The 23,660-nt window shown below is 71.8% G+C and carries 20 protein-coding genes; all 20 read left to right on the plus strand.

The window, feature by feature from the left end; all coding sequences use genetic code 11:
- Positions 1–31 precede the first annotated feature (31 nt).
- The 20 genes from ACZ60E_RS15400 (at position 32) to ACZ60E_RS15495 (ending at position 23,656) form a co-directional block, all read left to right on the plus strand.
- A complete protein-coding gene (locus ACZ60E_RS15400) occupies positions 32–2,449 on the plus strand; it encodes an amino acid adenylation domain-containing protein (RefSeq protein ID WP_469440791.1) in 2,418 nt (805 codons plus the stop codon).
- A 104-nt stretch (positions 2,450–2,553) separates the two neighbouring features.
- Entirely contained in the window at positions 2,554–3,555 is a 1,002-nt protein-coding gene (locus tag ACZ60E_RS15405) for a TauD/TfdA family dioxygenase (protein WP_384799839.1), read from the plus strand.
- Entirely contained in the window at positions 3,552–4,661 is a 1,110-nt protein-coding gene (sbnB, locus tag ACZ60E_RS15410) for a 2,3-diaminopropionate biosynthesis protein SbnB (RefSeq protein WP_469440793.1), read from the plus strand. Before ACZ60E_RS15405 ends, sbnB begins: the two co-directional genes overlap by 4 nt.
- Positions 4,662–4,731: 70 nt before the next feature.
- On the plus strand, positions 4,732–5,718 hold the full coding sequence (gene sbnA, locus ACZ60E_RS15415) for a 2,3-diaminopropionate biosynthesis protein SbnA (RefSeq protein WP_469440796.1): 987 nt from the start codon (positions 4,732–4,734) through the stop codon (positions 5,716–5,718).
- Positions 5,719–5,798: 80 nt separating this feature from the next.
- Positions 5,799–7,466: an acyl-CoA dehydrogenase family protein gene (locus ACZ60E_RS15420; RefSeq protein WP_469440798.1), complete on the plus strand. Its 1,668-nt coding sequence runs from the start codon at positions 5,799–5,801 to the stop codon at positions 7,464–7,466.
- Positions 7,467–7,746: 280 nt separating this feature from the next.
- The gene (locus ACZ60E_RS15425) at positions 7,747–9,078 is read left to right on the plus strand and encodes a GAF domain-containing protein (protein WP_469440800.1); all 1,332 of its coding nucleotides are present in this window, start codon (positions 7,747–7,749) and stop codon (positions 9,076–9,078) included.
- A 175-nt stretch (positions 9,079–9,253) separates the two neighbouring features.
- Positions 9,254–10,660 carry a hypothetical protein gene (locus ACZ60E_RS15430; protein ID WP_469440802.1) on the plus strand — a complete coding sequence of 469 codons (1,407 nt, stop codon included), beginning with the start codon at positions 9,254–9,256 and terminating at the stop codon, positions 10,658–10,660.
- A gap of 63 nt (positions 10,661–10,723) precedes the next feature.
- A complete protein-coding gene (locus tag ACZ60E_RS15435) occupies positions 10,724–11,293 on the plus strand; it encodes a GNAT family N-acetyltransferase (RefSeq protein WP_384799857.1) in 570 nt (189 codons plus the stop codon).
- Positions 11,294–11,420: 127 nt separating this feature from the next.
- Positions 11,421–11,504: a putative leader peptide gene (locus ACZ60E_RS15440; RefSeq protein ID WP_349817346.1), complete on the plus strand. Its 84-nt coding sequence runs from the start codon at positions 11,421–11,423 to the stop codon at positions 11,502–11,504.
- Between the two features lie 148 nt (positions 11,505–11,652).
- Positions 11,653–13,350, plus strand: coding sequence for a nitrite/sulfite reductase (locus ACZ60E_RS15445; RefSeq protein ID WP_469440805.1), 1,698 nt, complete (start codon positions 11,653–11,655; stop codon positions 13,348–13,350).
- Positions 13,347–13,526, plus strand: coding sequence for a hypothetical protein (locus ACZ60E_RS15450; RefSeq protein WP_384799863.1), 180 nt, complete (start codon positions 13,347–13,349; stop codon positions 13,524–13,526). The genes ACZ60E_RS15445 and ACZ60E_RS15450 overlap by 4 nt, the downstream gene beginning before the upstream one ends.
- Positions 13,523–14,260 carry a phosphoadenylyl-sulfate reductase gene (locus ACZ60E_RS15455; protein WP_469440808.1) on the plus strand — a complete coding sequence of 246 codons (738 nt, stop codon included), beginning with the start codon at positions 13,523–13,525 and terminating at the stop codon, positions 14,258–14,260. The genes ACZ60E_RS15450 and ACZ60E_RS15455 overlap by 4 nt, the downstream gene beginning before the upstream one ends.
- A gap of 2 nt (positions 14,261–14,262) precedes the next feature.
- The gene (gene cysC, locus ACZ60E_RS15460) at positions 14,263–14,850 is read left to right on the plus strand and encodes an adenylyl-sulfate kinase (RefSeq protein ID WP_469440810.1); all 588 of its coding nucleotides are present in this window, start codon (positions 14,263–14,265) and stop codon (positions 14,848–14,850) included.
- Complete coding sequence (gene cysD, locus ACZ60E_RS15465; RefSeq protein WP_469440813.1) at positions 14,847–15,788, plus strand: sulfate adenylyltransferase subunit CysD; 942 nt, start codon at positions 14,847–14,849, stop codon at positions 15,786–15,788. The genes cysC and cysD overlap by 4 nt, the downstream gene beginning before the upstream one ends.
- Positions 15,789–15,790: 2 nt before the next feature.
- Entirely contained in the window at positions 15,791–17,155 is a 1,365-nt protein-coding gene (locus ACZ60E_RS15470; RefSeq protein WP_384799873.1) for a sulfate adenylyltransferase subunit 1, read from the plus strand.
- A gap of 234 nt (positions 17,156–17,389) precedes the next feature.
- Positions 17,390–18,493, plus strand: a complete 1,104-nt coding sequence (locus ACZ60E_RS15475) for an aliphatic sulfonate ABC transporter substrate-binding protein (RefSeq protein WP_469440817.1) — start codon at positions 17,390–17,392, stop codon at positions 18,491–18,493.
- Between the two features lie 32 nt (positions 18,494–18,525).
- Positions 18,526–19,344, plus strand: coding sequence for an ABC transporter ATP-binding protein (locus tag ACZ60E_RS15480; RefSeq protein ID WP_469440818.1), 819 nt, complete (start codon positions 18,526–18,528; stop codon positions 19,342–19,344).
- A complete protein-coding gene (locus ACZ60E_RS15485; RefSeq protein WP_384799882.1) occupies positions 19,331–20,266 on the plus strand; it encodes an ABC transporter permease in 936 nt (311 codons plus the stop codon). The genes ACZ60E_RS15480 and ACZ60E_RS15485 overlap by 14 nt, the downstream gene beginning before the upstream one ends.
- Before the next feature lie 5 nt (positions 20,267–20,271).
- Complete coding sequence (locus tag ACZ60E_RS15490; protein ID WP_469440821.1) at positions 20,272–21,018, plus strand: sirohydrochlorin chelatase; 747 nt, start codon at positions 20,272–20,274, stop codon at positions 21,016–21,018.
- Positions 21,019–21,301: 283 nt separating this feature from the next.
- Complete coding sequence (locus tag ACZ60E_RS15495) at positions 21,302–23,656, plus strand: hypothetical protein (protein WP_469440823.1); 2,355 nt, start codon at positions 21,302–21,304, stop codon at positions 23,654–23,656.
- The last annotated feature ends 4 nt before the right edge of the window (positions 23,657–23,660 follow it).

Raw genomic sequence — 23,660 nt, forward strand, 5'->3', positions numbered from 1 at the left:
GCACATACGGGAACACAGGGGGGAACACAGAATGGACACGATCCCGAGGTGGACGCTCGACCCGGGCCCGGGCACGGCGGAGTACGAGGTTCCGCTGCCCGCGGGACCGGTGCCGGAGCCGTCCGCGCTCCTGGCCGCACACGCCAAGGTCCTCGCGGCCCTGTCCGGTGAGCGTGAGGCCGTCACCGGCCACGTCACCGCGAAGGGCGCGGCGCCGGTGCTCCGCCGGCTGGCCGTCGGCCCCGGCACCTGGCGGGACCTGCTGGCACAGGCGGACCTGGCGGTCCGCGAGGCCGCCCACGGACCGGCCGGGGAGCCGCCCGCGCGGGAGTCGGGCGGCGCCCCGGTCCCCTTCGCGGCCGTGCTCGACCCGCACGGCCACGACGACGGCACCGGACGGACCGCGGACACCGACGCCACCGACGCCACCGACGCCACCGACGCCACCGCGAACGCCGTGCTGCACGTCAGCGTGGCGGGCCACGCCCTGCGGCTGCGGTACCGCACCGACGTCCTGGACGCCGCAGCCGCCGCGCGCATCGCCGGCTACCACCTGACCGCGCTCCGCCTGCTGGCCGCCGAACCGGACGCCGCGCACGACCGGCACAGCCTGCTGGGCGAGGACGAACTCCGGTTCCAGCTCGACGCACTGGCCGGGCCGCACCGCGAACTGCCGGACCGCCGCGTCCACGAGCTCTTCGAGGAGCGGGTGGCCGCCCATCCGGACGCCGTCGCCGCCGTCCAGGGGGACGAGGAGTGGACGTACCGCGAACTGAACGCGCGGGCCAACCGCATCGGGCGGGCGCTGCTCGCCCGCGGGCTGCGCCCCGAGGGCGTCGTCGCGGTCGTCATGGAACGCGATCTGGACTGGACGGCCGCCGTCCTCGCGGTCCTCAAGGCGGGCGGTGTCTATCTGCCCGTCGAGCCGCACTTCCCCGCCGGGCGCATCGAGAAGACGCTCAGGCGCGCCGGCTGCGCACTCGTCCTGACCGAGGAAGGCAGCACCTCCACGCTGGACGCGGCCGACACCGGCGCCCACGTCCTGCACGTCGGGGCGGCCTACGCGGAGGACCACGCCGACGGCGACCTCGGTGTCCCGGTCGCCGCGGACCAGCTCGCCTACATCTACTTCACCTCCGGCTCCACCGGCGAGCCCAAGGGCGCGATGTGCGAGCACGCGGGCTTCGTCAACCACGTCCTCGCCAAGATCGACGACCTGGGGGTCGGCGAGGGGCAGGTCGTCGCGCAGACGGCACCCCAGTGCTTCGACATCTCGCTGTGGCAGCTGGTCTCCGCGCTGCTGGTCGGCGGGCGGACCCTGCTGGTCGCCCAGGAGGTGATCCTGGACGTCCCCCGGTTCGTGGACACGATCACGGACGGCGGGGTCAATGTGCTCCAGGTCGTCCCGTCGTACCTCGAAGCCGTCCTCGCCGAACTGGAGCAGCGCCCGCGCGAACTGCCCGCTCTGCACTGCGTGTCGGTCACCGGGGAGGCCGTCAAGAAGGAACTCGTCCAGCGCTGGTTCGCGGCCGAGCCGGGCATCCGGCTGGCCAACGCGTACGGGCTGACCGAGACCTCCGACGACACCAACCACGAGGTCATGGACCGGGTGCCGGACGAGGACCGGGTCCCGCTCGGCCGGCCGGTCGCCAACGTGCGCGTGTACGTGGTCGACGAGCACCTGGTCCCCGTACCGCTCGGCGCGCCCGGCGAGATCGTCTTCTCCGGGGTGTGCGTCGGCCGCGGGTACGTCAACGACCCGGAGCGCACGAAGGCCGCTTTCGGGGACGACCCGTACCGGCCGGGCGAGCGGCTGTACCGCAGCGGGGACCACGGCCGGTGGCTGCCCGACGGGAAACTGGAGTTCCTGGGCCGCCGGGACAGCCAGGTGAAGATCCGCGGCTTCCGCATCGAGATCGGTGAGATCGAGAACGCGCTGCTGCGGGTGGACGGCGTCCGCGACGGCGCCGTGGTGGTCGCGGGCGGCACCCGGCTGGTGGCGTTCTGCGCCGGGTCCGGGCCGCTCGACCCGGAGACGGTCCTTGAGCGGCTGGCCGTGTCGCTCCCGGCGTACATGGTGCCGTCGGCCGTCCACCGGCGGGAGAGCCTGCCGCTGACCGCCAACGGCAAGATCGACCGCAAGACGCTGACCGCGCTCGCCGGGGATCTCGACTCCGCCGGGAGCGGTGCGGCCGGTCGGGACGGCGAGCACGCGCCGGGCACCCCGGGCGAGCTGCGGCTGGCGGCGGCCTGGGCGCAGGTGCTGGGCGTCCCGCAGGACCGGATCGGCCGCCTGGACCACTTCTTCGACCGCGGCGGCACCTCCCTCGCGGCGGTGAAGCTGGCGGTCGCCCTGGACCGGGCGATCACCCTCAAGGACGTCGCCCGCCACCCCGTCCTCGCCGACCTCGCGGGCCTGCTCGACGCCCCGGCCAGGGAGGCGTCGTGAACCACGCCGGGAAACGGGCCCGGAAACCGGCGCAGGAGCCGGCCCACGACCCCACGCACACCCGCGCGCGGTCCGTACCGCGCGAGACCGGAAGGAACCACACGATGTCCACGACTCCGACGCTCCTGCCCGACGTCGTCCTGAGTCCCGGCAGCCCCCCGATCCTGCGCGCCGACGTGGCCGGGGACACGGCGGGCTGGGCGGCCGTCCACCGCGACGCGCTGCGCGCCGTGGTCGCCGAGCACGGCAGCGTCCTGGTCCGCGGACTGGGGCTGAGCGACCCGGACACGACCGGTGAGGTGTTCCGGCGGCTGGCCACCGCGCTGATGCCCGACCGGGAGTCCTTCGCACCGCGGCGGACGTACGCGGACGGCGTGTACTCCTCCACCAAGTGGCCGCCCAACCAGCAGATGTGCATGCACCACGAGCTGAGTTACGCGGTCGAGTTCCCCGCGCTGATGCTGTTCGCGTGCCTCGACGCGCCGGCCGGGGGCGGTGCCACCGCCGTCGCCGACGCGCCCACCGTGCTCGACGCACTGCCGGCCGGCCTCACCGAGCGGTTCGCCCGGGAGGGCTGGCTGCTCACCCGGACGTACAACGACGAGATCGGGGCGTCGGTCGGCGAGGCCTTCGGCACCGAGGACCGCGCCGCCGTCGAACGCTACTGCCGGGGCCACGCGATCGAGTTCGCCTGGCAGAGCGACGGCTCCCTGCACACCCGCCAGCGCCGCGCCGCGGTGATCCGCCACCCCGTCACGGGACGGCTCTGCTGGTTCAACCAGATCGCCTTCCTCAACGAGTGGACGATGGACCCCGAGGTGCGGGAGTACCTGGTGGACGTCTACGGCCCCGACGGGCTGCCCTTCAACACCCGCCACGGCAACGGCGATCCGATCGGCGAGGACGTCGTCCGGGAGATCAACGCGGTGTACGAGGCCCACACCGTGCGCGAGCCGTGGCGCTCCGGCGACCTGATGATCGTCGACAACATCCGCACCGCGCACAGCAGGGAGCCCTTCGAGGGCCCGCGCGAGGTGCTCGCCGCACTGGCCGACCCGGTCCGGCTGACCGACTCCACCCCCACGACCGAAGTGAGGACCGCATGACCGGCACGGAACACGCGGCGCAGGCCGCCGGGGCGCCCCAGACACCCGGGGCGTCCGGGGCACCCGAGGCATCCGGGCGGACGCTCACCGCTCCCCCGTTCTCCGTCGTCTCCGGTTCGCAGGTCCAGCAGGCGCTGGAGGGGCGGGAGTCCGAGATCGCGGACCTCGTCGAGCGGGTGTACCGGCTGCACGGCGGCGGCGACTCGGTGAACCCGCCGTCGTACTTCCTGCGCTTCCCCGACCGCCCGTCGTCGCGGATCATCGCGCTGCCGGCGTCGATCGGCGGAGACATCGGGGTGGACGGCATCAAGTGGGTCTCCAGCTTCCCCGAGAACACCGCGTCCGGACTGCCCCGGGCCTCGGCCGTGCTGATCCTCAACGACCACGAGACGGGCTATCCGTTCGCGTGCCTGGAGGCGTCGATCATCAACGCCGCCCGGACGGCGTCCTCCGCGGCGCTCGCGGCCGACCGGCTCAGCCGGGGCCGCACCCGGCCGGTCCGGGTCGGGTTCATCGGCACCGGACTGATCGCCCGCCACATCCACACCCATCTCACCGCCACCGGCTGGTCGTTCGAGGAGACCGGGGTGTACGACCTGTCCGCGGACAGCGCGGCCGGATTCCGCGGCTATCTGGAACGGTCGGGCGCCAAGGGCCGCCTCACCGTGCACGACAGCGCCGAGTCGCTGATCCGCTCCAGCGACCTGGTGGTCTTCGCCACCGTCGCGGGCGCACCGCACATCCACGACCTCGCGTGGTTCGACCACGCCCCGCTGGTGCTGCATGTGTCGCTGCGCGACCTGGCACCCGAGATCCTGCTCGCCTCGGCCAACTTCGTGGACGACATCGAGCACTGCCTGAAGGCGGAGACCTCTCCGCATCTGGCCGAACGCCTCAGCGGCGGCCGGGACTTCATCGACGGCACGTTGGACGACGTGCTGTCCGGGCGGGTGACCGTGCCGGCCGACCGGACGGTCATTTTCTCGCCCTTCGGCCTCGGGGTCCTCGACCTCGCGGTCGGCAAGTTCGTCCACGACGAGGTGGCCCGGCGGGGCGAGCCGCACGTCGTGGACGGCTTCTTCCACGAGCTGCGCCGGCACGGCTGACCGGCGGGCGCCGTGCCGCACGGGACGTGGGCACGGCGCCGCACTAAGGCCGCATGAATGAGGGGGACTCATGCCTGTCATTTCCGATCCTTCGGAATTCAACGAGAACGAGCTCTACGTCGACCTGCGGGCGACGATGGGGCTGCCGCTCTTCCTGAAGTGCGAGGGGTTCAATTTCGCGGGGTCGATCAAGATGAAGGCGGCCACCGAGATGGTGGACGCCGCCGAACGCAGCGGCGCCCTGCGACCGGGATCCGTCCTGGTCGAGTCGTCGTCCGGGAACCTGGGCGTGGCACTGAGCGTGATCGCCGCGAGCCGTGGCTACGGGTTCCGGTGCGTGACCGACGCACGCTGCAACCCGGCGACCCGGCGGATGATGGAAGCTCTGGGCAGCGTGGTCCACGTCATCGAGGAGCCCGCGCTGCACGGCGGCTTCCTGGGCGCCCGGATCGCGTACGTACGGGCGCTGTGTGCCTCGGACGACCGGTACGTCTGGCTCAACCAGTACGCCAACGACAGCAACTGGCGGGCGCACTACCGCACCACGGCGCCGGCCATCGCGCGCCGCTTCCCGGATCTGGACGTGCTGTTCGTCGGGGCCGGCACCACCGGCACCCTGATGGGCTGCGCGCGCTGGTTCTGGCAGTGGCGGCGCCGGGTGCGGATCGTCGCGGTGGACAGCGTCGGCTCGGTGACCTTCGGCGGGCCCGCGCGTCCGCGGCTGATCCCGGGGCTCGGCATGGGCGTACGTCCGCCGATGCTCGACGAGTCGTATGTCGACGACGTGGTGCACGTGGAGGAGACGGACACCGTCCGTGTCTGCCGCCGGCTGGCCGCACGGGGGTTCCTGTTCGGCGGCTCCACCGGCACGGTCGTCAGCGGGGCGTCCACGTGGATGGATCTGCACGGGGCGCGGGACCTCACGTCGGTGGCGATAGCCCCCGACCTCGGTGAGCGCTACCTCGACACCGTCCACAGCCCGAGCTGGTCGGTGAGCCAGCGCGGCGAGGACACCCTCGGCTCAGGCGACCTGGCCGCGCTGTCGCGTCCGGCCTGACCGGACGGCGGCGCTCCGGCGTACGGGGGGTGCGGCGGGAGTTTGGTGACGATCGCCGCACCGCGGGTAAATTCGCAGACATGGCAGCCCGCACCCACACCGTGACCAACCAGGTTCCGCCGCTGGTCGCGTACGACCTCTTCACCGCCGACCGGGCCCTCGTGGAGGCGGTCGGGCGGCATCTCGATCCCGCGCTCCTCGACGAGGCGCACAGCGAGCTGTCGGCCCTCGGGCGCACCTCCGGATCCGCGCAGGTCCAGAAGTGGGGGGCGCTGGCCAACGAGAACCCGCCGAAGCTGCTCACCCACGACCGCTACGGCGAGCGCCTGGACGAGGTCGAGTTCCATCCGTCCTGGCACCGGCTGCTCAGCAAGGGCGTCTCGGCGGGGCTGACGGCGGCCTGGTCGCGGCCGGGCGGGCATGTGCGGCGCGCGGCCGGGTTCCTGGTCTGGAGCCAGGTCGAGGCGGGCAACGGCTGCCCGCTGTCGATGACCCACGCGGCGGTGCCCGCGCTGCGCACCGACCCGGCGCTGGCCGCCGAGTGGGAACCACGCCTCACGTCCACCGTCTACGACCAGGACCTGCGTCCGGCCGCCAAGAAGGCCGGCGCCCTGTTCGGGATGGGTATGACGGAGAAGCAGGGCGGCAGCGACGTCCGCGCGAACACGACGGCCGCGCGGCCGCTCGCCGAGGACGGGACGTACGAGCTGACGGGCCACAAGTGGTTCTGCTCGGCGCCCATGTCGGACGGCTTCCTGGTCCTGGCGCAGGCGGGCCCCGCCGGCGAACAGGGCGAGCAGGGCGGCCGGGACGCGCTCACCTGTTTCCTGGTGCCGCGCGTGCTGGCGGACGGCACCCGCAACGTCTTCCGGATCCAGCGCCTCAAGGACAAGCTGGGCAACCGGTCGAACGCCTCCGCCGAGGTCGAGTTCGACGGGACCTGGGCGCGCCGGGTCGGCGAGGAGGGGCGCGGGGTGCGCTCCATCATGGGGATGGTCGCCGCGACCCGCCTCGACTGCGTGCTCGGTTCGGCGGGGCTGATGCGGCAGGCCGTCGCGCAGGCCGTACACCACTGCGAGCACCGCGAGGCGTTCGGCGGCAGGCTGGTCGACAAGCCGCTGATGAGGAACGTCCTGGCGGACCTGGCCCTGGAGTCGGAGGCGGCGACGACCCTCGCGCTGCGGCTCGCCGCCGCGTACGACGACGGCGGCGAGCAGGAGCGGGCCTTCCTGCGGCTCGCGGTGCCGGCGGCCAAGTACTGGGTGACCAAGCGGTGCACGCCGGTCGTGGTGGAGGCCCTGGAGTGCCTGGGCGGCAACGGGTACGTGGAGGAGTCCGGCATGCCGCGGCTGCTGCGCGAGTCGCCGCTCAACTCCATCTGGGAGGGCGCGGGGAACGTGCAGGCGCTCGACGTGGTGCGGGCCCTGCAGCGGGAACCGGCCGCCCTGAACGCGTACCTCCGGGAGGTCGGTCTGGCGCGCGGCGCCGATCACCGGCTGGACGGCGCGATCAAGAACCTGCTGACCGAACTCGCCGATCTGGGCGGCGTCGAGGGGCGTGCCCGGCGGCTCGTCGAGCGGATCGCCGTGGTGCTGCAGGGTTCGCTGCTGGTGCGCTTCGCGCCGCCGGAGGTCGCCGACGCGTTCTGCGCGTCACGGCTCGGCGGGGACTGGGGCTCGTCGCTGGGCACGCTCCCGCACACCCTCGACCTGGCGTCGGTGGTGGAGCGGGCACGCCCCGTCTCCTGACCCGGCACCGGCCTCCGGCAGTCTTCCGGTCGGCTTCGCCACGGGGGTGGTACTGCGCCGACACGGCACCACCCCCGTGCGTCGTAGAGTTTCGGCCGGGCACCGGGCGTCGCACCAGAGTTGCAGAGGGTTGCAACGTCTCCGCACCCTGCTCTTACCTTGCAAACCCTGCATGGAATCTCCGCTGCGTGTTCGGATTGTCGCGCTCGGTGACGGACACCCGTCGCCGGGACGGTCCGACAGCCGCCGGCTGTCCGCTCAGGCATTTCGGGAGGACGCGATGGCGCACTCGCCCATGGACGTGGCAGGGCTGGCCGCGGGGAACGCGGTGCGGGCGGCCCGCGTGCTCGACGAGGTGCGCGACGCCGCACTGTCCGGCCAGCGGGGGCCGCTCGATCCGCGGCCGGTCATCGGGGAGTCCTGGGGGCGCATGCTGCGCAGCGGCGTCGACCCCGACCACGACTTCCGCGCCGGACTGCTCGACCGCGACGAGATCGAGCGCCGGCGCCGGGAGTCCCCGCTGCGGCACGTCCTGCCGGTGCTGCGCGAGGGGCTGTTGTCGGTCGCGGACATCACCCGCCACATCATGGTCGTGGCCGACGGCGAGGGCCGGGTGCTGTGGCGCGAGGGCAGCAGGCCCGTGCTGCACAGGGCGGACGGTTTCGGGTTCGAACTCGGCGCGGACTGGGGCGAGAACGTCGTCGGCACGAACGGCATCGGCACCCCCGCGGTCGTCCGCCGCCCCGTCCAGGTCTTCGCCGCCGAGCACTTCGTACGCACCCACGCCACCTGGACCTGCACGGGAGCACCGATCACCGACCCGCGCGACGGCCGGCTGATCGGTGTCGTGGACGTCAGCGGGCCCTGGGAGACGATGCATCCGTCGACCCTCGCGTGGGTCGACTCGGTGGCCAAGCTCGCCGAGGCGCGGCTGCGGGAGCGGCATCTGGCCGCGCTGGACCGGCTGCGCTCGGTGGCCGCGCCGGTCCTCGCCCGGATCACCGGCCGCGCCCTCGTGGTCGACCGGGACGGCTGGACCGCCGCGGTCACGGGCATGCCGCATCTGGACCGGGTCGCGCTGCCCGCCGCGCCCGGCGCCGACCGGATCCTGCTGCCGTCGCTCGGCCCGTGCTCGGTGGAGCCGCTGACCGACGGCTGGCTGATCCGCGCCTCGGACGGACTCCGCGCACCGGGCGGCGCCACCCGGATCGAGCTGGACGTCTCGCAGCCGCGCCACTGGTCGGTGACCGTGGCGGACGGTACGGGCACCTGGACCCATGAGCTGAGTCCGCGCCACACCGAGTTGCTGTACCTGCTGGCGCTGCACCGCACCGGGCGCAGCGCCGCGGGCTTGGCCGACGACATGTTCGGCGACCCGGGCCGCACGGTGACCGTACGGGCCGAGATGTCGCGTGTACGCCGCTACTTGGGGGCCGTCCTGGAACACCGGCCGTACCGTTTCCGCGAGACGGCCGAGGTGCAGGTGCTCCTCCCCGGCAACCCTCGCGACCTGCTTCCGTATTCGTCGGCTCCGGGGGTGGTGCGCTCACGGGTCGCGGGGAGCACGACCGGGCCGGTGGACGCGGGTTGCGCGCAGCCCTTGCCGGGGTGACGACGGTATCCTCCTCCCTCCGGGGGAGCCATGGGCGCAATCCCGACCTATTACCGGGTATTCGACCTGGCTCGCCCCCCTCTGCCGTACCATCCAACCCACGGCCCCCCACATCCGTCTCCTCCGGCTCAACCGCTGGATCGCAGGAGGCAGTTGGCCGCCGACGGGAGGACCTATGACGTATCGAGGCAGACATCGCCGCCGGACCAAGGGGCGTGTCCTGCGGGCCACCCTGTCCGGGGCCGCCCTCGCCCTCACCGCCGCCGCCACCATCATCACCACCTCGCAGGCCGCCGGCAGCGACAATCCCGGCCCCCTGAAGCCGCTCACCTCGTCGTCCGAGATCGGCAAGCTGCAGCTGCACGAGAACCTGGTCGCCGAGTCGACGCTGGACACCCTGCAGAGCTCGATGGGCGGGTCCGTCGGGGTGAACGCCGTCCTCAGGAGCGCCAACCACCCGATGCGCAACAAGGCCGACTGCGACGCGACCGAGTCGGCCGCCCTGCCCGTCGAGCCCACCGCGTCCCGCGCGTACTGCTGGGACAGCGGGGACGCCACGACACAGAAGTGGCTGCCGCAGTCCGTCACCACCTCGGGGGACGCCGACAACGACGGCAGGTGGGGCTCCGACCGGGTGATCCTGGCGGGCTGGACCCACAACGACCACAAGGCGGGCGAGCCCGACGCCGACAAGGGTCTGGCCCGGGTCGCCTTCATCGACGCGAACGACCCGAAGAACCTCAAGTACCGCTGGGTCCTGCTGGTCGCCCCGCTCTCCGGCGGCAAGGACTTCGGTGCCGTCCGCTCGCACGTCGGCGGCATGGTCTGGTACCAGGACAAGCTGATCGTCACCGCGAAGAACGGCGCCGATCACGACAACGCCCTGTTCGTCTTCGACATGAACCGCATCCTGCGGGCCGATGTGAACAGCACCGAGGTCGGCAAGGTGAGCGGCGGCTGGTCGGCGCGCGGCTACCAGTACGTACTGCCGGCCATCGGCTCGTACAACCTCACCGGCGGGGCGTGCAGCGCGACGAACAACGACGCGCGCCCCTGTTTCGCGTCGGTCTCGCTGGACCGCACCTCGACGCCGGACAGCCTGGTCGCGAACGAGTGGTTCAGCTCCGGCGGCACCGAACCGGCCCGCGTCTGGCGCTACTACTACAGCACCGCGAGCGACCGCACGGGCCTGCTCGGCAGCAACGCCAGTGACCTCGTGAACGCCGACGAGGCGTACGAGACCAAGGCCGTCGGGCTGCAGGGCGTCCTCTCGCACAAGCCGGACGGGGCGGACAAGGCCGACTGGTACACCGGTTACGCGCCGGGCAGCCGCGACCGGCACGGCACGCTCTGGCGCCAGAACGAGAGCGCCGCGAAGGCCGCGCAGTGCGGCGACGGCGGCACGTCGTACGCCTGCTGGGGCCAGCACACCGAGTCCCTGTCGTACTGGCAGGAGACCGGCGAGCTGTGGACGCTCACCGAGTGGGCGGCGAACAAGGACAACGCGTGGGAGGCGCCGGCGATCCCGGAGCGGGTGCTGTACTCGGTCCCGCTGTCGGCGGTCGACGACTCCGTGCAGTGACCCGCGGGAGGGACGGGCATCCCGCTTTGGAGGGGAGCCCGTCCCCGTGGTTCGCTGACCCGCATGAGCATCGCTGTGACCACCTGGTCCCTGGAGCAGACCGCTCCGGCAGACCGGCTGCCCGCCGCCGCACCCGACGGTGACGTCCGGATCGCCCGCGCCGAGGTGCCCTCCCCCGAGTTCAGCCGCTTCCTGTACACCTCCGTCGGCGGTGACATCCGCTGGACGGACCGGCTCGGCTGGACCTACGCGCGGTGGCAGGAGGAGCTGGACCGGCCGGGCGTGGAGACCTGGGTCGCGTACGACCACGGGACGCCCGCCGGATACCTGCAGCTGGAGGCGCAGGACGACGGCGCCGTGGAGATCGTCTACTTCGGCCTGATCCCGGCCTTCCGCGGCCGGCGCATCGGCGGACACCTCCTGTCGTACGGGGTCGCGCGGGCCTGGGACCTGGCCGACCGGTGGCCGGGACGGGCGCCGACCAAGCGCGTCTGGTTGCATACATGCAGCAAGGACGGGGAGCACGCGATGGACAACTACCTGCGCCGCGGCTTCAAGCTCTTCGACACCAAGGTGGAGGAGGAGCCGGACGTGGCCGCCCCCGGGCCCTGGCCCGGAGCACAGACCGGCTGACCTGGCGGGATGTGATCCGGACCCGATCTTGTGACCGTCACCACCCTTGTCCCACATCTCGGGACAAGGGTGTCCGCATCCTGGACGAAGCTGGACTGTGTCCAGATCGCCGTGACACGCTTCCGTCATGTCTGGAACTGGGATTGCCTTGGTGAGTCGGCGGCACGTCGACCTCGGCCGCATGTCCAGCGCCATCTGTCCGGTCCGCTGACCCACGGCACCAGGGGCCGCGCCCCCGTGCCCAGCACCACCGACATTCCCCCCTGTCTCGACTTGCGCAATGCCGCGCACGCATGCCCGTATGTATTCGTACGCGCAGGTCAGAGCCGCATCCGTCTGTCCCGGAGGACGTAGAAACCATGGCCGCCACTCCGCAGGATCCTGCTGCCGCAACGCCCCGCCGCAAGGTGAGCCGTCACCGCGGTGAGGGCCAGTGGGCCGTGGGTCACTACACCCCGCTCAACGGCAACGAGCAGTTCAAGAAGGACGACGACGGTCTCAACGTGCGGACGCGCATTGAGACGGTCTACTCCAAGCGGGGCTTCGACTCGATCGACCCCAACGATCTGCGCGGCCGGATGCGCTGGTGGGGGCTCTACACCCAGCGCAAGCCCGGCATCGACGGCGGCAAGACCGCGGTCCTGGAGCCGGAGGAGCTGGACGACAAGTACTTCATGCTGCGGGTACGGATCGACGGCGGACGTCTGACCACCCGGCAGCTGCGCGTCATCGGCGAGATCTCGCAGGAGTTCGCGCGCGGGACCGCGGACCTCACCGACCGGCAGAACGTCCAGTACCACTGGATCCGCATCGAGGACGTCCCGGAGATCTGGGAGCGCCTGGAGGCCGTCGGACTGTCCACCACCGAAGCCTGCGGTGACACGCCCCGCGTGATCCTCGGCTCGCCCGTCGCCGGCATCGCCGAGGACGAGATCATCGACGGCACGCCCGCCATCGAGGAGATCCACCGCCGGGTCATCGGCAACAAGGACTTCTCGAACCTGCCCCGCAAGTTCAAGACCGCGGTCTCCGGATCGCCGCTCCTGGACGTGGCGCACGAGATCAACGACGTCGCGTTCGTCGGCGTGAACCACCCCGAGCACGGCCCCGGCTTCGACCTCTGGGTCGGCGGCGGCCTCTCCACCAACCCGAAGATCGGCCAGCGGCTCGGCGCCTGGGTCCCGCTCGACGAGGTCGCCGACGTCCACATCGGCGTCCTGTCGATCTTCCGCGACTACGGCTACCGGCGGCTGCGGACGCGTGCCCGGCTGAAGTTCCTGGTCGCCGACTGGGGCGTCGAGAAGTTCCGCCAGGTCCTGGAGGACGAGTACCTGCAGCGCAAGCTGGTCGACGGCCCGGCCCCCGACCAGCCCCTTGCCCGCTGGCGCGACCACGTCGGCGTGCACCGGCAGCAGGACGGCCGCCACTACGTCGGCTTCGCCCCGCGCGTGGGCCGCGTCGACGGCGCGACCCTCACGAAGATCGCCGAGCTGGCCGAGGCGCACGGCTCCGGCCGCCTGCGGACCACCGTCGAGCAGAAGATGATCGTGCTCGACGTCGAGCAGGACCAGATCGACTCCCTGGTCGCGGGCCTTGAGGCGCTCGACCTGCGGGTCAGGCCGTCCACCTTCCGCCGCGGCACGATGGCCTGCACCGGCATCGAGTACTGCAAGCTCGCCATCGTCGAGACCAAGGCCCGCGGTGCCTCGCTGATCGACGAACTCGAACGCCGTATGCCCGAGTTCGACGAGCCCGTCACCATCAACATCAACGGCTGCCCGAACGCCTGCGCCCGTATCCAGGTCGCGGACATCGGTCTCAAGGGCCAGCTGATGCTCGACACCGAGGGCAACCAGGTCGAGGGCTACCAGGTCCACCTGGGCGGCGCGCTCGGACTCGAAGCCGGCTTCGGCCGCAAGGTCCGCGGCCTGAAGGTCACCGCGGACGACCTGCCCGACTACGTCGAGCGGGTCCTGAAGCGCTTCGAGGAGGAGCGCGAGGACGGCGAGCGCTTCGCCGCGTGGGCCACCCGCGCCTCCGAGGAGGCCCTGTCATGAGCGAACGCGCGGCGCCGTTCTACTGCCCCTACTGCGGCGACGAGGACCTGCGTCCCGGCGAGCAGGGCCACGGCGCGTGGGAATGCGGAGCGTGCAATCGAGCCTTCCAGTTGAAGTTCCTCGGGTTGCTGACCCGTGGACTTCAGCGCAACGACGGTGGAGGGGACGAGATATGACGGCCGTTCAGACCGATACCGGTACCACATCCGATACCGACAGCGACGCGGACGCCGGGTTGAAGGCGCTCGCCGAGCAGGCCGGCCGTGATCTGGAGGACGCCTCCGCGCTGGAGATCCTCCAGTGGGCCGTGAAGACGTTCGGCAAGCAGTTCTGTGTCACCTCCTCGATGGAGGACGCGGTGGTCGCCCACCTCGCGTCCCGCGCGAACCCCGGCGTGGACGTCGTGTTCCTCGACACGGGCTACCACTTCCCCGAGACCATCGGCACCCGGGACGCGGTCGAGGCCGTGATGGACGTCAACGTCATCACGCTCACCCCGCGGCAGACCGTCGCCGAGCAGGACGCCGAGTACGGGCCGAAGCTGCACGACCGCGACCCCGACCTGTGCTGCGCGCTGCGGAAGGTCGCGCCGCTGGAGCAGGGCCTGACCAGGTACCGCGCCTGGGCCACGGGCCTGCGCCGAGACGAGTCCCCGACCCGCGCGAACACCCCCGTCGTCGGCTGGGACGAGAAACGCCGCAAGGTCAAGATCTCGCCGATCGCCCGCTGGACGCAGGACGACGTCGACGCGTACGTGAGCGAGCACGGTGTCCTCACCAACCCGCTTCTCATGGACGGCTACCCGTCCGTCGGCTGCGCCCCCTGCACCCGCCGCGTACTGGAGGGCGAGGACGCCCGCGCCGGCCGCTGGTCGGGCAGCAACAAGACCGAGTGCGGACTGCACGGCTGACCATGACCGCGACGACCGTGACCGGCTCGACGACCTCGATGAACCAGGAGAACCAAGTGACCGGAGCCACCATCTGGCTCACGGGTCTGCCGAGCGCCGGCAAGACCACCATCGCGTACGAGCTGGCCGGACGGCTGCGCGAGGAGGGCCACCGCGTCGAGGTGCTCGACGGCGACGAGATCCGTACGTTCCTGACGGCGGGCCTCGGCTTCAGCCGCGAGGACCGGCACACGAACGTCCAGCGCATCGGCTTCCTCGCCGACCTGCTGTCCCGCAACGGCGTCAAGACGCTGGTGCCCGTCATCGCCCCGTACGCCGACAGCCGCGAGGCGGTGCGCAAGCGCCACCAGGCGAGCGGTGCCGCGTACCTGGAGGTGCATGTCGCCACGCCGGTCGAGGTGTGCAGCGAGCGGGACGTGAAGGGCCTGTACGCCAAGCAGGCGGCGGGCGAGATCTCCGGGCTCACCGGGGTCGACGACCCGTACGAGGCGCCCGAGTCGCCCGATCTGCGCATCGAGTCGCACACCCAGTCCGTGCAGGAGTCCGCGGCGGCGCTTCACGCGCTGCTCGCCGAAAGGGGTCTCGCATGACGACGACCGTCGCCGACGTCTCCGAGGAGGGGACCGACAGCCCGTACGCCCTGAGCCATCTGGACGCGTTGGAGTCCGAGGCGGTGCACATCTTCCGCGAGGTGGCGGGCGAGTTCGAGCGGCCGGTGGTGCTCTTCTCCGGCGGCAAGGACTCCATCGTCATGCTCCACCTGGCACTGAAGGCGTTCGCGCCCGCAGCGGTGCCCTTCTCCCTGCTCCATGTGGACACAGGACACAACTTTCCCGAAGTCCTTGAATACCGGGACCGCACGGTCAAAAAGCATGGGTTGCGGCTCCATGTGGCCTCCGTACAGGACTACATCGACCGTGGTGTGCTGCGGGAACGTCCCGACGGAACACGTAACCCGCTCCAGACCGTGCCGCTCACCGAGAAGATCCAGGCCGAGCGCTTCGACGCCGTCTTCGGCGGCGGACGCCGGGACGAGGAGAAGGCCCGCGCCAAGGAACGCGTCTTCTCCCTGCGCGACGAGTTCTCCCAGTGGGACCCCCGCCGCCAGCGCCCCGAACTGTGGAACCTCTACAACGGACGCCACGCCCCCGGCGAACACGTCCGCGTCTTCCCCCTGTCCAACTGGACCGAACTCGACGTGTGGCAGTACATCGCCCGCGAGGGCATCGAACTGCCCGAGATCTACTTCGCGCACGAACGGGACGTCTTCCAGCGCGCCGGCATGTGGCTCACCGCCGGCGAATGGGGCGGCCCCAAGGACGGCGAAACGGTGGCGACCCGCCTCGTGCGCTACCGCACGGTCGGGGACATGTCCTGCACGGGCGCGGTCGACTCCGACGCCACCACGCTGGAGGCCGTGATCACCGAGATCGCCGCCTCCCGGCTCACCGAGCGGGGCGCCACCCGCGCCGACGACAAGATGTCCGAGGCCGCGATGGAAGACCGCAAGCGCGAGGGGTACTTCTAACCATGACCAGCACCATCGAGCCCACCGAGCCCGTCGAGCCGCTGTCGGTCGAGCAACTGTCCGAGACGACGCTGCTCCGCTTCGCGACCGCGGGTTCCGTCGACGACGGCAAGTCCACCCTCGTCGGCCGCCTGCTCCACGACTCCAAGTCGGTCCTCACCGACCAGCTGGAGGCTGTGGAGCACGCCTCGCGCAACCGCGGCCAGGACACCCCCGACCTCGCCCTGCTCACCGACGGCCTGCGCGCCGAACGCGAACAGGGCATCACCATCGACGTCGCCTACCGCTACTTCGCCACCGCCAAGCGCCGGTTCATCCTCGCCGACACCCCGGGCCATGTGCAGTACACCCGCAACATGGTGACGGGGGCGTCCACCGCCGAGCTGACGGTGGTCCTGGTCGACGCGCGCAACGGCGTCGTCGAGCAGACCCGCCGCCACGCGGCGATCGCCGCCCTGCTGCGCGTCCCACACGTCGTGCTCGCCGTCAACAAGATGGACCTCGTCGACTACCAGGAGCCGGTGTTCGCCGCGATCGCCGAGGAGTTCACGGCGTACGCGTCCGAACTGGGCGTTCCCGAGATCACCGCCATCCCCATCTCCGCGCTCGCCGGGGACAACGTGGTGGACCCGTCCGCGAACATGGACTGGTACGGCGGCCCCACCTTCCTGGAGCACCTGGAGACCCTCCCGGTCAGCCACGACCTCGCGACCTGCCACGCGCGGCTGCCCGTGCAGTACGTGATCCGTCCGCAGACCGCCGAGCACCCCGACTACCGCGGGTACGCCGGTCAGATCGCGGCCGGCGCGTTCCGCGTCGGTGAGGCGGTCACCGTGCTGCCCTCCGGGCGCACCTCGCGGATCGCCTCGATCGACCTGCTCGGCGAGCCGGTCGACCTGGCCTGGACGACGCAGTCGGTGACGGTCCTCCTGGAGGACGACGTCGACATCTCGCGCGGCGACCTGATCGTGCCGACCAAGGACGCGCCCGCGACCACGCAGGACATCGAGGCGACGGTCTGCCACGTGGCCGACGCGCCGCTGACCATCGGCCACCGGGTGCTGCTCAAGCACGGCACCCGCACGGTCAAGGCGGTCGTCAAGGACATCCCCTCACGGCTGACCCTCGACGACCTGTCCCTGCACCCGCACCCGGGCCACCTCGTCGCCAACGACATCGGGCGCGTGAAGATCCGTACCGCCGAGCCGCTGCCGGTGGACTCGTACGCCGACTCCCGGCGCACCGGCTCGTTCATCCTGATCGACCCCTCCGACGGCACCACGCTCACCGCGGGCATGGTCGGCGAGTCCTTCGCCTCCCCGGAGCCGGTCAGGGCCGAGGCGGACGAGGACGGGTGGGACTTCTGACATGACGGTCACCACGGACTTCTACTCCACGTTCGCGAAGGAGGGCGGCCGCGTCGGCAGCGGCGCCCTCGGCGCCGGACAGGGCGGAGTCGCGCGATGTGCGTGCTGACGTACGCGCACTGCCTGCGCGCCCCGTCCCCCCGCCCGCCGTCGCGGATACGACGAAGACCTGCCGACCTCCCGGCCACGACCTGAAGAACCGTGACCGCCGGGCCAACGAGAGGAAACCCTCCCGTGCCTGCCAAGGGCTCCACACTGCTTCGCCGCGGCATCGCCGTGGCCGCCGCTCTTCCGCTCCTGACCCTCGCCGCCTGCGGCTACGGCTCCGACAAGGACGAGGACACCTCGAAGGTCGCCGCCGAGGGCAAGAAGCTCTCCGCCGACACCGTCCGGATCGGCTACTTCCCGAACCTGACGCACGCCACCGCACTCGTGGGTGACCAGGAGGGGCTGCTGCAGAAGGAGCTCGGGGGCACGAAGGCCTCGTACTCCCAGTTCAACGCGGGTCCGTCCGAGATCGAGGCGCTGAACTCCGGGTCGATCGACATCGGCTGGATCGGCCCCTCCCCCGCCATCAACGGCTACAGCACGACCGACGGCAAGGGTCTGCGGATCATCGGCGGCTCCGCCTCCGGCGGTGTGAAGCTGGTGGTGAACCCGGACAAGATCAAGTCCACGAAGGACATCAAGGGCAAGAAGATCGCCACCCCACAGCTGGGCAACACCCAGGACGTGGCGTTCCTCAACTGGATCGCCGAGCAGGGCTGGAAGGTCAACGCCCAGAGCGGCAAGGGCGACGTCTCCGTGGTCCGCACGGACAACAAGATCACGCCGGACGCCTACAAGTCGGGGTCCATCGACGGCGCGTGGGTGCCGGAGCCGACCGCGTCCAAGCTGGTCGCCGAGGGCGCGAAGGTGCTGCTCGACGAGGCCGACCTGTGGCCCGACAAGAAGTTCGTGATCACGAACATCATCGTGTCGCAGAAGTTCCTCAAGGAGCACCCGGACGTCGTCGAGGCCGTGCTGCGCGGCTCGGTGAAGACCAACAAGTGGATCAACGCCAACCCGGACGAGGCGAAGGCCGCCGCCAACACCAAGCTCAAGGCGCTGTCCGGCAAGGAACTGCCCGCCGAGGTCATCGACCCGGCGTGGAAGTCGATCCAGTTCACCGACGACCCGCTGGCCTCGACCCTCAACACCGAGGCCGAGCACGCGGTGAAGGCCGGACTGCTGGAGAAGCCCAAGCTCGACGGCATCTACGACCTCACGCCGCTGAACAAGGTCCTCGATGCTGAGGGCGCGAGCGCGGTCGACGACGCCGGTCTCGGCGTCAAGTAAGCCCGGACAGCCGAGAGTTCAGGCCCAGACCCATGAGTTCCCAGGAGGTGACGACCGTGGCAACCGCCCTCGCCAAGAACGCCGAAGCCGAAGCCGGTACGTCGGTGGAGTACGCCGCCCGGATCGAGCACGTCTCGAAGTCCTTCGCCGGCCCCGCCGGGCAGCAGCTCGTCCTGGACGACATCACGCTCGATGTCGCGCCCGGCGAGTTCGTCACCCTCCTGGGAGCTTCCGGGTGTGGCAAGTCGACGCTGCTGAATCTCGTCGCGGGGCTCGACAAGCCGTCCGCGGGCGACATCGACACCGACGGCCGCCCGGCCCTGATGTTCCAGGAGCACGCCCTCTTCCCGTGGCTGACCGCGGGCAAGAACATCGAACTCGCCCTGAAACTGCGGGGCGTGGCCAAGGCCGACCGCCGCACCCGGGCGGAGGAGCTCCTGCAGCTCGTCCGGCTGGAGGGCGCGTACGGCAAGCGGGTGCACGAGCTGTCCGGCGGTATGCGGCAGCGGGTCGCGCTGGCCCGCGCGCTCGCCCAGGACAGCCGGCTGCTGCTGATGGACGAGCCGTTCGCGGCCCTCGACGCCATCACGCGGGACGTGCTGCACGACGAGCTGACCCGGATCTGGCGCGAGACGAACGTGTCGGTGCTGTTCGTGACGCACAACGTGCGCGAGGCGGTACGGCTCGCGGAGCGCGTGGTGCTGCTGTCCTCGCGCCCGGGGCGCGTGGCGCGGGAGTGGACGGTCGACATTCCGCAGCCGCGCCGGATCGAGGACCCCGCCGTGGCGGAACTGTCCGTCGAGATCACCGAACAACTGCGTGGGGAGATCCGCCGCCATGGCCAGCACTGAGACGAGCGCCGTCAAGGACGGCGGCGTGACGGGCCGGGCCGACGAGGACGAGAGCGCCGGACAGAGCGCCGATCTCGCCGGACTCGAAGCCGGTCTCGACGCACTGGACACCGTCCAGACGAAGCGGACGCCCTTCCGCAGGACCTTCGTGGAGAAGATCTTCCCGCCGATCGTCGCCGTGGCCCTGGTGCTGGTCGTCTGGCAGGTCCTGGTGTGGGCCGAGGTCACCGACAGCTACAAGCTGCCCGCCCCGTCCGCGGTCTGGGACGAGGTCCAGGAGGCCTGGCTGGAGGGCACGCTCCTCGAATACATCTGGACCAGCGTCTCGCGCGGTCTGCTGGGCTTCCTGATGGCCCTCGTCATCGGCACCCCGCTCGGGCTGCTGGTCGCGCGGGTGAAGTTCGTGCGCGCGGCGATCGGCCCGATCCTGTCCGGACTCCAGTCGCTGCCGTCGGTGGCGTGGGTGCCGCCGGCCGTCCTGTGGCTGGGCCTCAACGACTCGATGATGTACGCGGTCATCCTGCTCGGCGCGGTCCCCTCCATCGCCAACGGCCTCGTGTCCGGCGTCGACCAGGTCCCTCCGCTGTTCCTGCGGGCGGGTCGCACGATGGGCGCGACGGGGCTGCGCGGCACCTGGCACGTCGTGATCCCGGCCGCGCTGCCCGGTTATCTCGCGGGGCTGAAGCAGGGCTGGGCGTTCTCCTGGCGCTCCCTGATGGCCGCCGAGATCATCGCGTCCTCGCCCGACCTGGGCATCGGCCTCGGCCAGCTGCTGGAGAACGGCCGTACGGCCAACAGCATGCCCATGGTGTTCCTCGCCATCCTCCTCATCCTGATCGTCGGCATCGCCATCGACCTGCTGATCTTCAGCCCCCTTGAGCGGTGGGTACTGCGCAGCCGTGGTCTCCTGGTGAAGAGCTGACCTCCATGTCGAAACCGGTACTCCTCGTCATCGCCCACGGCAGCCGCGACCCGCGTCATGCCGCGACCGTGCACGCCCTGGTACGCCAGGTGCGGGCGCGGCGGCCCGGGGTGCGCGTGGAGACCGGCTTCCTGGAGTTCAACGTTCCCTCCGTATCGGGCAAGCTGGAGTCGCTCGCGGCGGAGGGCGTACGGGACGTCGTCGCCCTCCCCCTCCTCCTGACCCGCGCCTTCCACGCGAAGGCGGACATCCCGTCGGTGCTGAGCGAGGCACCGGCCCGGCTGCGGATCCGGCAGGCCGAGGTGCTCGGCCCGTCGCCGCTGCTGACGGCCGCGCTCGAACGGCGGCTGTACGAGGCGGGGCTGTCACCCGCCGACAAGTCCTCGACCGGGGTCGTACTGGCCGCGGCGGGGTCCACCGACCCGGGGGCGATCGCAGTGATCGCAGAAATCGCGCGGGAGTGGCGGCGGACCGGTTGGTGCGCCGTGCGGCCTGCGTTCGCCTCCGCCGCCGCGTCGCTTCCGCGGACGGAGGACGCGGTGCGGTCTTTGCGTGCGCTGGGGTGTGCGCGGGTGGTCGTGGCGCCGTATTTCCTCGCGCCGGGGCGGTTGCCGGATCGGGTCGCACGGGGCGCCGGCGAGGCGGACCTGCTGGCGCCGGTGCTGGGCGCGGCGCCGGAGGTTGCACGCGTGGTACTGACCCGCTACGACGCGGCCGCCGCGGTGTCGGCTCTGGCCGCCGTGGGGGCTTGAACGGTCACCTGCGGGCTGGTGGGGGTGGCCCTAACCGATTGCGCAGTTCCCCGCGCCCCTAAAAGACAAAGACTGCGCAGTTCCCCGCGCCCCTGAGGGGCTCAGGGGCGCGGGGAACTGCGCAATCGGGGGCGAGGGGGCGGAGCCCCCATGCGTGGACGGGGACGGGTAGGGGCGGCGGGGGCGGACTCCCTCTTCACTTCAGAACCACCCCGCACACACAACCCCTCCCACCTCGCCGGATTGCGAAAGTCACTCCCCCAAACCCACCAAATCTGATGGGATGTCGGTCGCAGGCACGACCGGGGGAGCGGTACAGGTGGCAGGTCTGGAGTTCGGGCATCACCTAGGCCTGCCCCAAGCGCTGTCCGCACTCCCCCTCACCCCCCTGACCCCCGGCTACACCCGCCTCGTGGCCACCCAACGCGCCGCCGGCCTCCGCCACATGGGCGAACTCTTCGACCCCGGCCCCAGTACCGGCCCCGGCGCCACCACCGGACTACGCGTCCTGGACGGCGTGTTCGTCCCGCTCGGCCCCCGCGGCCGACGACGCGTCGACCACGCGTTACTGGCGGACCTGGGCCGCGGCGCGGGCCCGAAGGCCACCCTCGCGAACGACCTCGCCGAACTCCACCGCGCCGACCCGCAGGCCCTGCGCAGAATCCTGCTGTACCAACTGATCGGGCTCCTCCAGGACCATCCGCGCGGCCGGCACCCGGACACGGCACGGGCGTTGGGCGTCCACGCCGACGAATCCGCAGGCCTCACCGCCGCCGCCGGCGTCCGCCCCGTCCTGGACAAGGCGCAAAGGACCGCCGCCGAGGGGCTGGCCGACGCGTGGGCCGAACACCGGCTGCGTCGCGTGCGCAAACTTCTGGAACGGCTGCCCTCCACCGGTGGCGACCCGTCGCTCGACGCGCTCCGGGTCACCCTCACCCGGCGGCTGGGCCACGCCGACGCCGCGCTGGACGCGGCTCGTGTCGCCGAGCAGGCGGGCGACACCGAGGCCGCGACGGAGGAGTATCTGCGGACCCTGCGCCTCGCCGCGGACGACCGCAAGGCCCTGTTCAGCCTCGTACGCATCCACCGGCCCCGCCACGACGACCGCGCCGGGCGGCTGCGGTGCGCACTGCGCCCGGAGTCGGCGGTGCTGACCTGGGACGCGACGGAACCCGGCATCACCTGGCGCGTCCTGCGGCTTCGGCGGACCGGGCGCGGCAGCACCGAGGTCCGCGAAGTGCGCCAGGTGCCCGCAGGCACGGGCGGCGTGTGCGGCACGGAGGACCGGGCGATCCCGCTCGGGAGCATGGTGCGTTACGTGGCGCTCCCCCTGCGCGAGGGCCGCGTGGACGGCGTACCCCTCGTCGCGCGGGAGCTGCCGGTCACCCCCGAGGTGAGCGGGCTCGCGCTGACGGACGGCCGGGAGCGGATCGACGGCACCTGGCGGACACCGCCCGGCGCCACGGAGGTGACGGTCGAGCACACCGGTCCCGACGGCCGGACCGGCACGCTCCCCTGCGACAGGGACCGGTTCGCGGCCACCGGGCTGCCGCCGGGCCGGCACCGCTTCCGGGTCGTCTGCCACTACCGCACACCCGAGGGACAGGCCGCCGCGTCCCCGGGCGTCGAGGCGGCCCGCACGGCACACCGCTGGCCCGAGCCCGTACGGACGCTCACGGCCACGGCCGAGGGCGAGGCGATCCGGTTCGCCTGGACGGGCGGCGAGAGCGGGGAGGGCGCCGAGGACGGCGTACCCGAGGAGCCCACGGACGTACGGCTGGTGTGCTGGCCCGGCGAAGCACCCTCGCTGGGCGCCGAGTTGGCCACCGCCGAGCTGCCGGGACCGCTGCCGTGGCGCCGCCCGCACGACGGCGAACCGGTGCTGTGTCCGCCGCCCGGCACCCACGCCGAGGTCGCGGCCGTCGCCGTGCTCGGGGAACGTGCCGTGGCCGGACCGACCGTCACCGTGGAGGCGCCCGTCGCCGTGACCGGGCTGAGCGCGCGGCGGCAGGCGGACGGCCAGGTGCAGGTGGTCCTGGACTGGCCCGAGGGCACCGGCCTGCTGACGGTCAGCTGGACGGAGAGCGGCGGACACACGGGCGAACAGGCCGTCGCCGCCCACCAGTACCGGCGTCAGGGCCTGCGGCTGCCGGTGGGCCGGGGCGGTGTCCGGGTCAGGGCGGTGCCCGCGCCGCGCGCCTCGGGGTCCGTGGTCGCGCTGCCGTCGCCCGCCGAGACGGAACTGCCGCCGGACGCGTCCGTCGCGTACCGCCTGGTGCCCGCGCCGCGCCGGATGCTGCGGCGCGGCAAACCCCTGATCCGCGTCACCCTCTCCGCTCCCGACCCCGACCCCGCCACCGGCTCCTCCCCCGAGGAGAATCAGCCCCGGTTGCCGGATCAGCTGCCGGAGTTCGTCTGTGTGGCGCGCAGTGGCACGCTTCGGCCCCGGGGGCCCGCGGACGGCACCACCGTGCTCAGGATCGCCGGTGCCGAGCTGCTGGAACTGCGTACGGTCGAGCACGAGTTGGACTCGGCCCCCTGTCCCGTCCCGTACACCCTGCGCGGGTTTCTGCTCGGCGCGCACGCCACGTCCGTACGACTCGAAGAACCGTCCCCCGCGACCCTGGTGGTGCGCTGAACCC

This window comes from Streptomyces sp. NPDC102514 (genome assembly GCF_055584525.1).

Coding starts and splice junctions, on each gene's coding strand:
- ACZ60E_RS15455 (WP_469440808.1), top strand. CDS start 13,523: ATGACGGCCGTTCAGACCGATACCGGTACCACATCCGATACCGACAGC.
- ACZ60E_RS15425 (WP_469440800.1), top strand. CDS start 7,747: ATGGCGCACTCGCCCATGGACGTGGCAGGGCTGGCCGCGGGGAACGCG.
- ACZ60E_RS15400 (WP_469440791.1), top strand. CDS start 32: ATGGACACGATCCCGAGGTGGACGCTCGACCCGGGCCCGGGCACGGCG.
- sbnA (WP_469440796.1), top strand. CDS start 4,732: ATGCCTGTCATTTCCGATCCTTCGGAATTCAACGAGAACGAGCTCTAC.
- ACZ60E_RS15440 (WP_349817346.1), top strand. CDS start 11,421: ATGTCTGGAACTGGGATTGCCTTGGTGAGTCGGCGGCACGTCGACCTC.
- ACZ60E_RS15445 (WP_469440805.1), top strand. CDS start 11,653: ATGGCCGCCACTCCGCAGGATCCTGCTGCCGCAACGCCCCGCCGCAAG.
- sbnB (WP_469440793.1), top strand. CDS start 3,552: ATGACCGGCACGGAACACGCGGCGCAGGCCGCCGGGGCGCCCCAGACA.
- ACZ60E_RS15405 (WP_384799839.1), top strand. CDS start 2,554: ATGTCCACGACTCCGACGCTCCTGCCCGACGTCGTCCTGAGTCCCGGC.
- cysC (WP_469440810.1), top strand. CDS start 14,263: ATGACCGCGACGACCGTGACCGGCTCGACGACCTCGATGAACCAGGAG.
- ACZ60E_RS15490 (WP_469440821.1), top strand. CDS start 20,272: ATGTCGAAACCGGTACTCCTCGTCATCGCCCACGGCAGCCGCGACCCG.
- cysD (WP_469440813.1), top strand. CDS start 14,847: ATGACGACGACCGTCGCCGACGTCTCCGAGGAGGGGACCGACAGCCCG.
- ACZ60E_RS15450 (WP_384799863.1), top strand. CDS start 13,347: ATGAGCGAACGCGCGGCGCCGTTCTACTGCCCCTACTGCGGCGACGAG.
- ACZ60E_RS15435 (WP_384799857.1), top strand. CDS start 10,724: ATGAGCATCGCTGTGACCACCTGGTCCCTGGAGCAGACCGCTCCGGCA.
- ACZ60E_RS15430 (WP_469440802.1), top strand. CDS start 9,254: ATGACGTATCGAGGCAGACATCGCCGCCGGACCAAGGGGCGTGTCCTG.
- ACZ60E_RS15485 (WP_384799882.1), top strand. CDS start 19,331: ATGGCCAGCACTGAGACGAGCGCCGTCAAGGACGGCGGCGTGACGGGC.
- ACZ60E_RS15495 (WP_469440823.1), top strand. CDS start 21,302: ATGTCGGTCGCAGGCACGACCGGGGGAGCGGTACAGGTGGCAGGTCTG.
- ACZ60E_RS15420 (WP_469440798.1), top strand. CDS start 5,799: ATGGCAGCCCGCACCCACACCGTGACCAACCAGGTTCCGCCGCTGGTC.
- ACZ60E_RS15480 (WP_469440818.1), top strand. CDS start 18,526: ATGAGTTCCCAGGAGGTGACGACCGTGGCAACCGCCCTCGCCAAGAAC.
- ACZ60E_RS15470 (WP_384799873.1), top strand. CDS start 15,791: ATGACCAGCACCATCGAGCCCACCGAGCCCGTCGAGCCGCTGTCGGTC.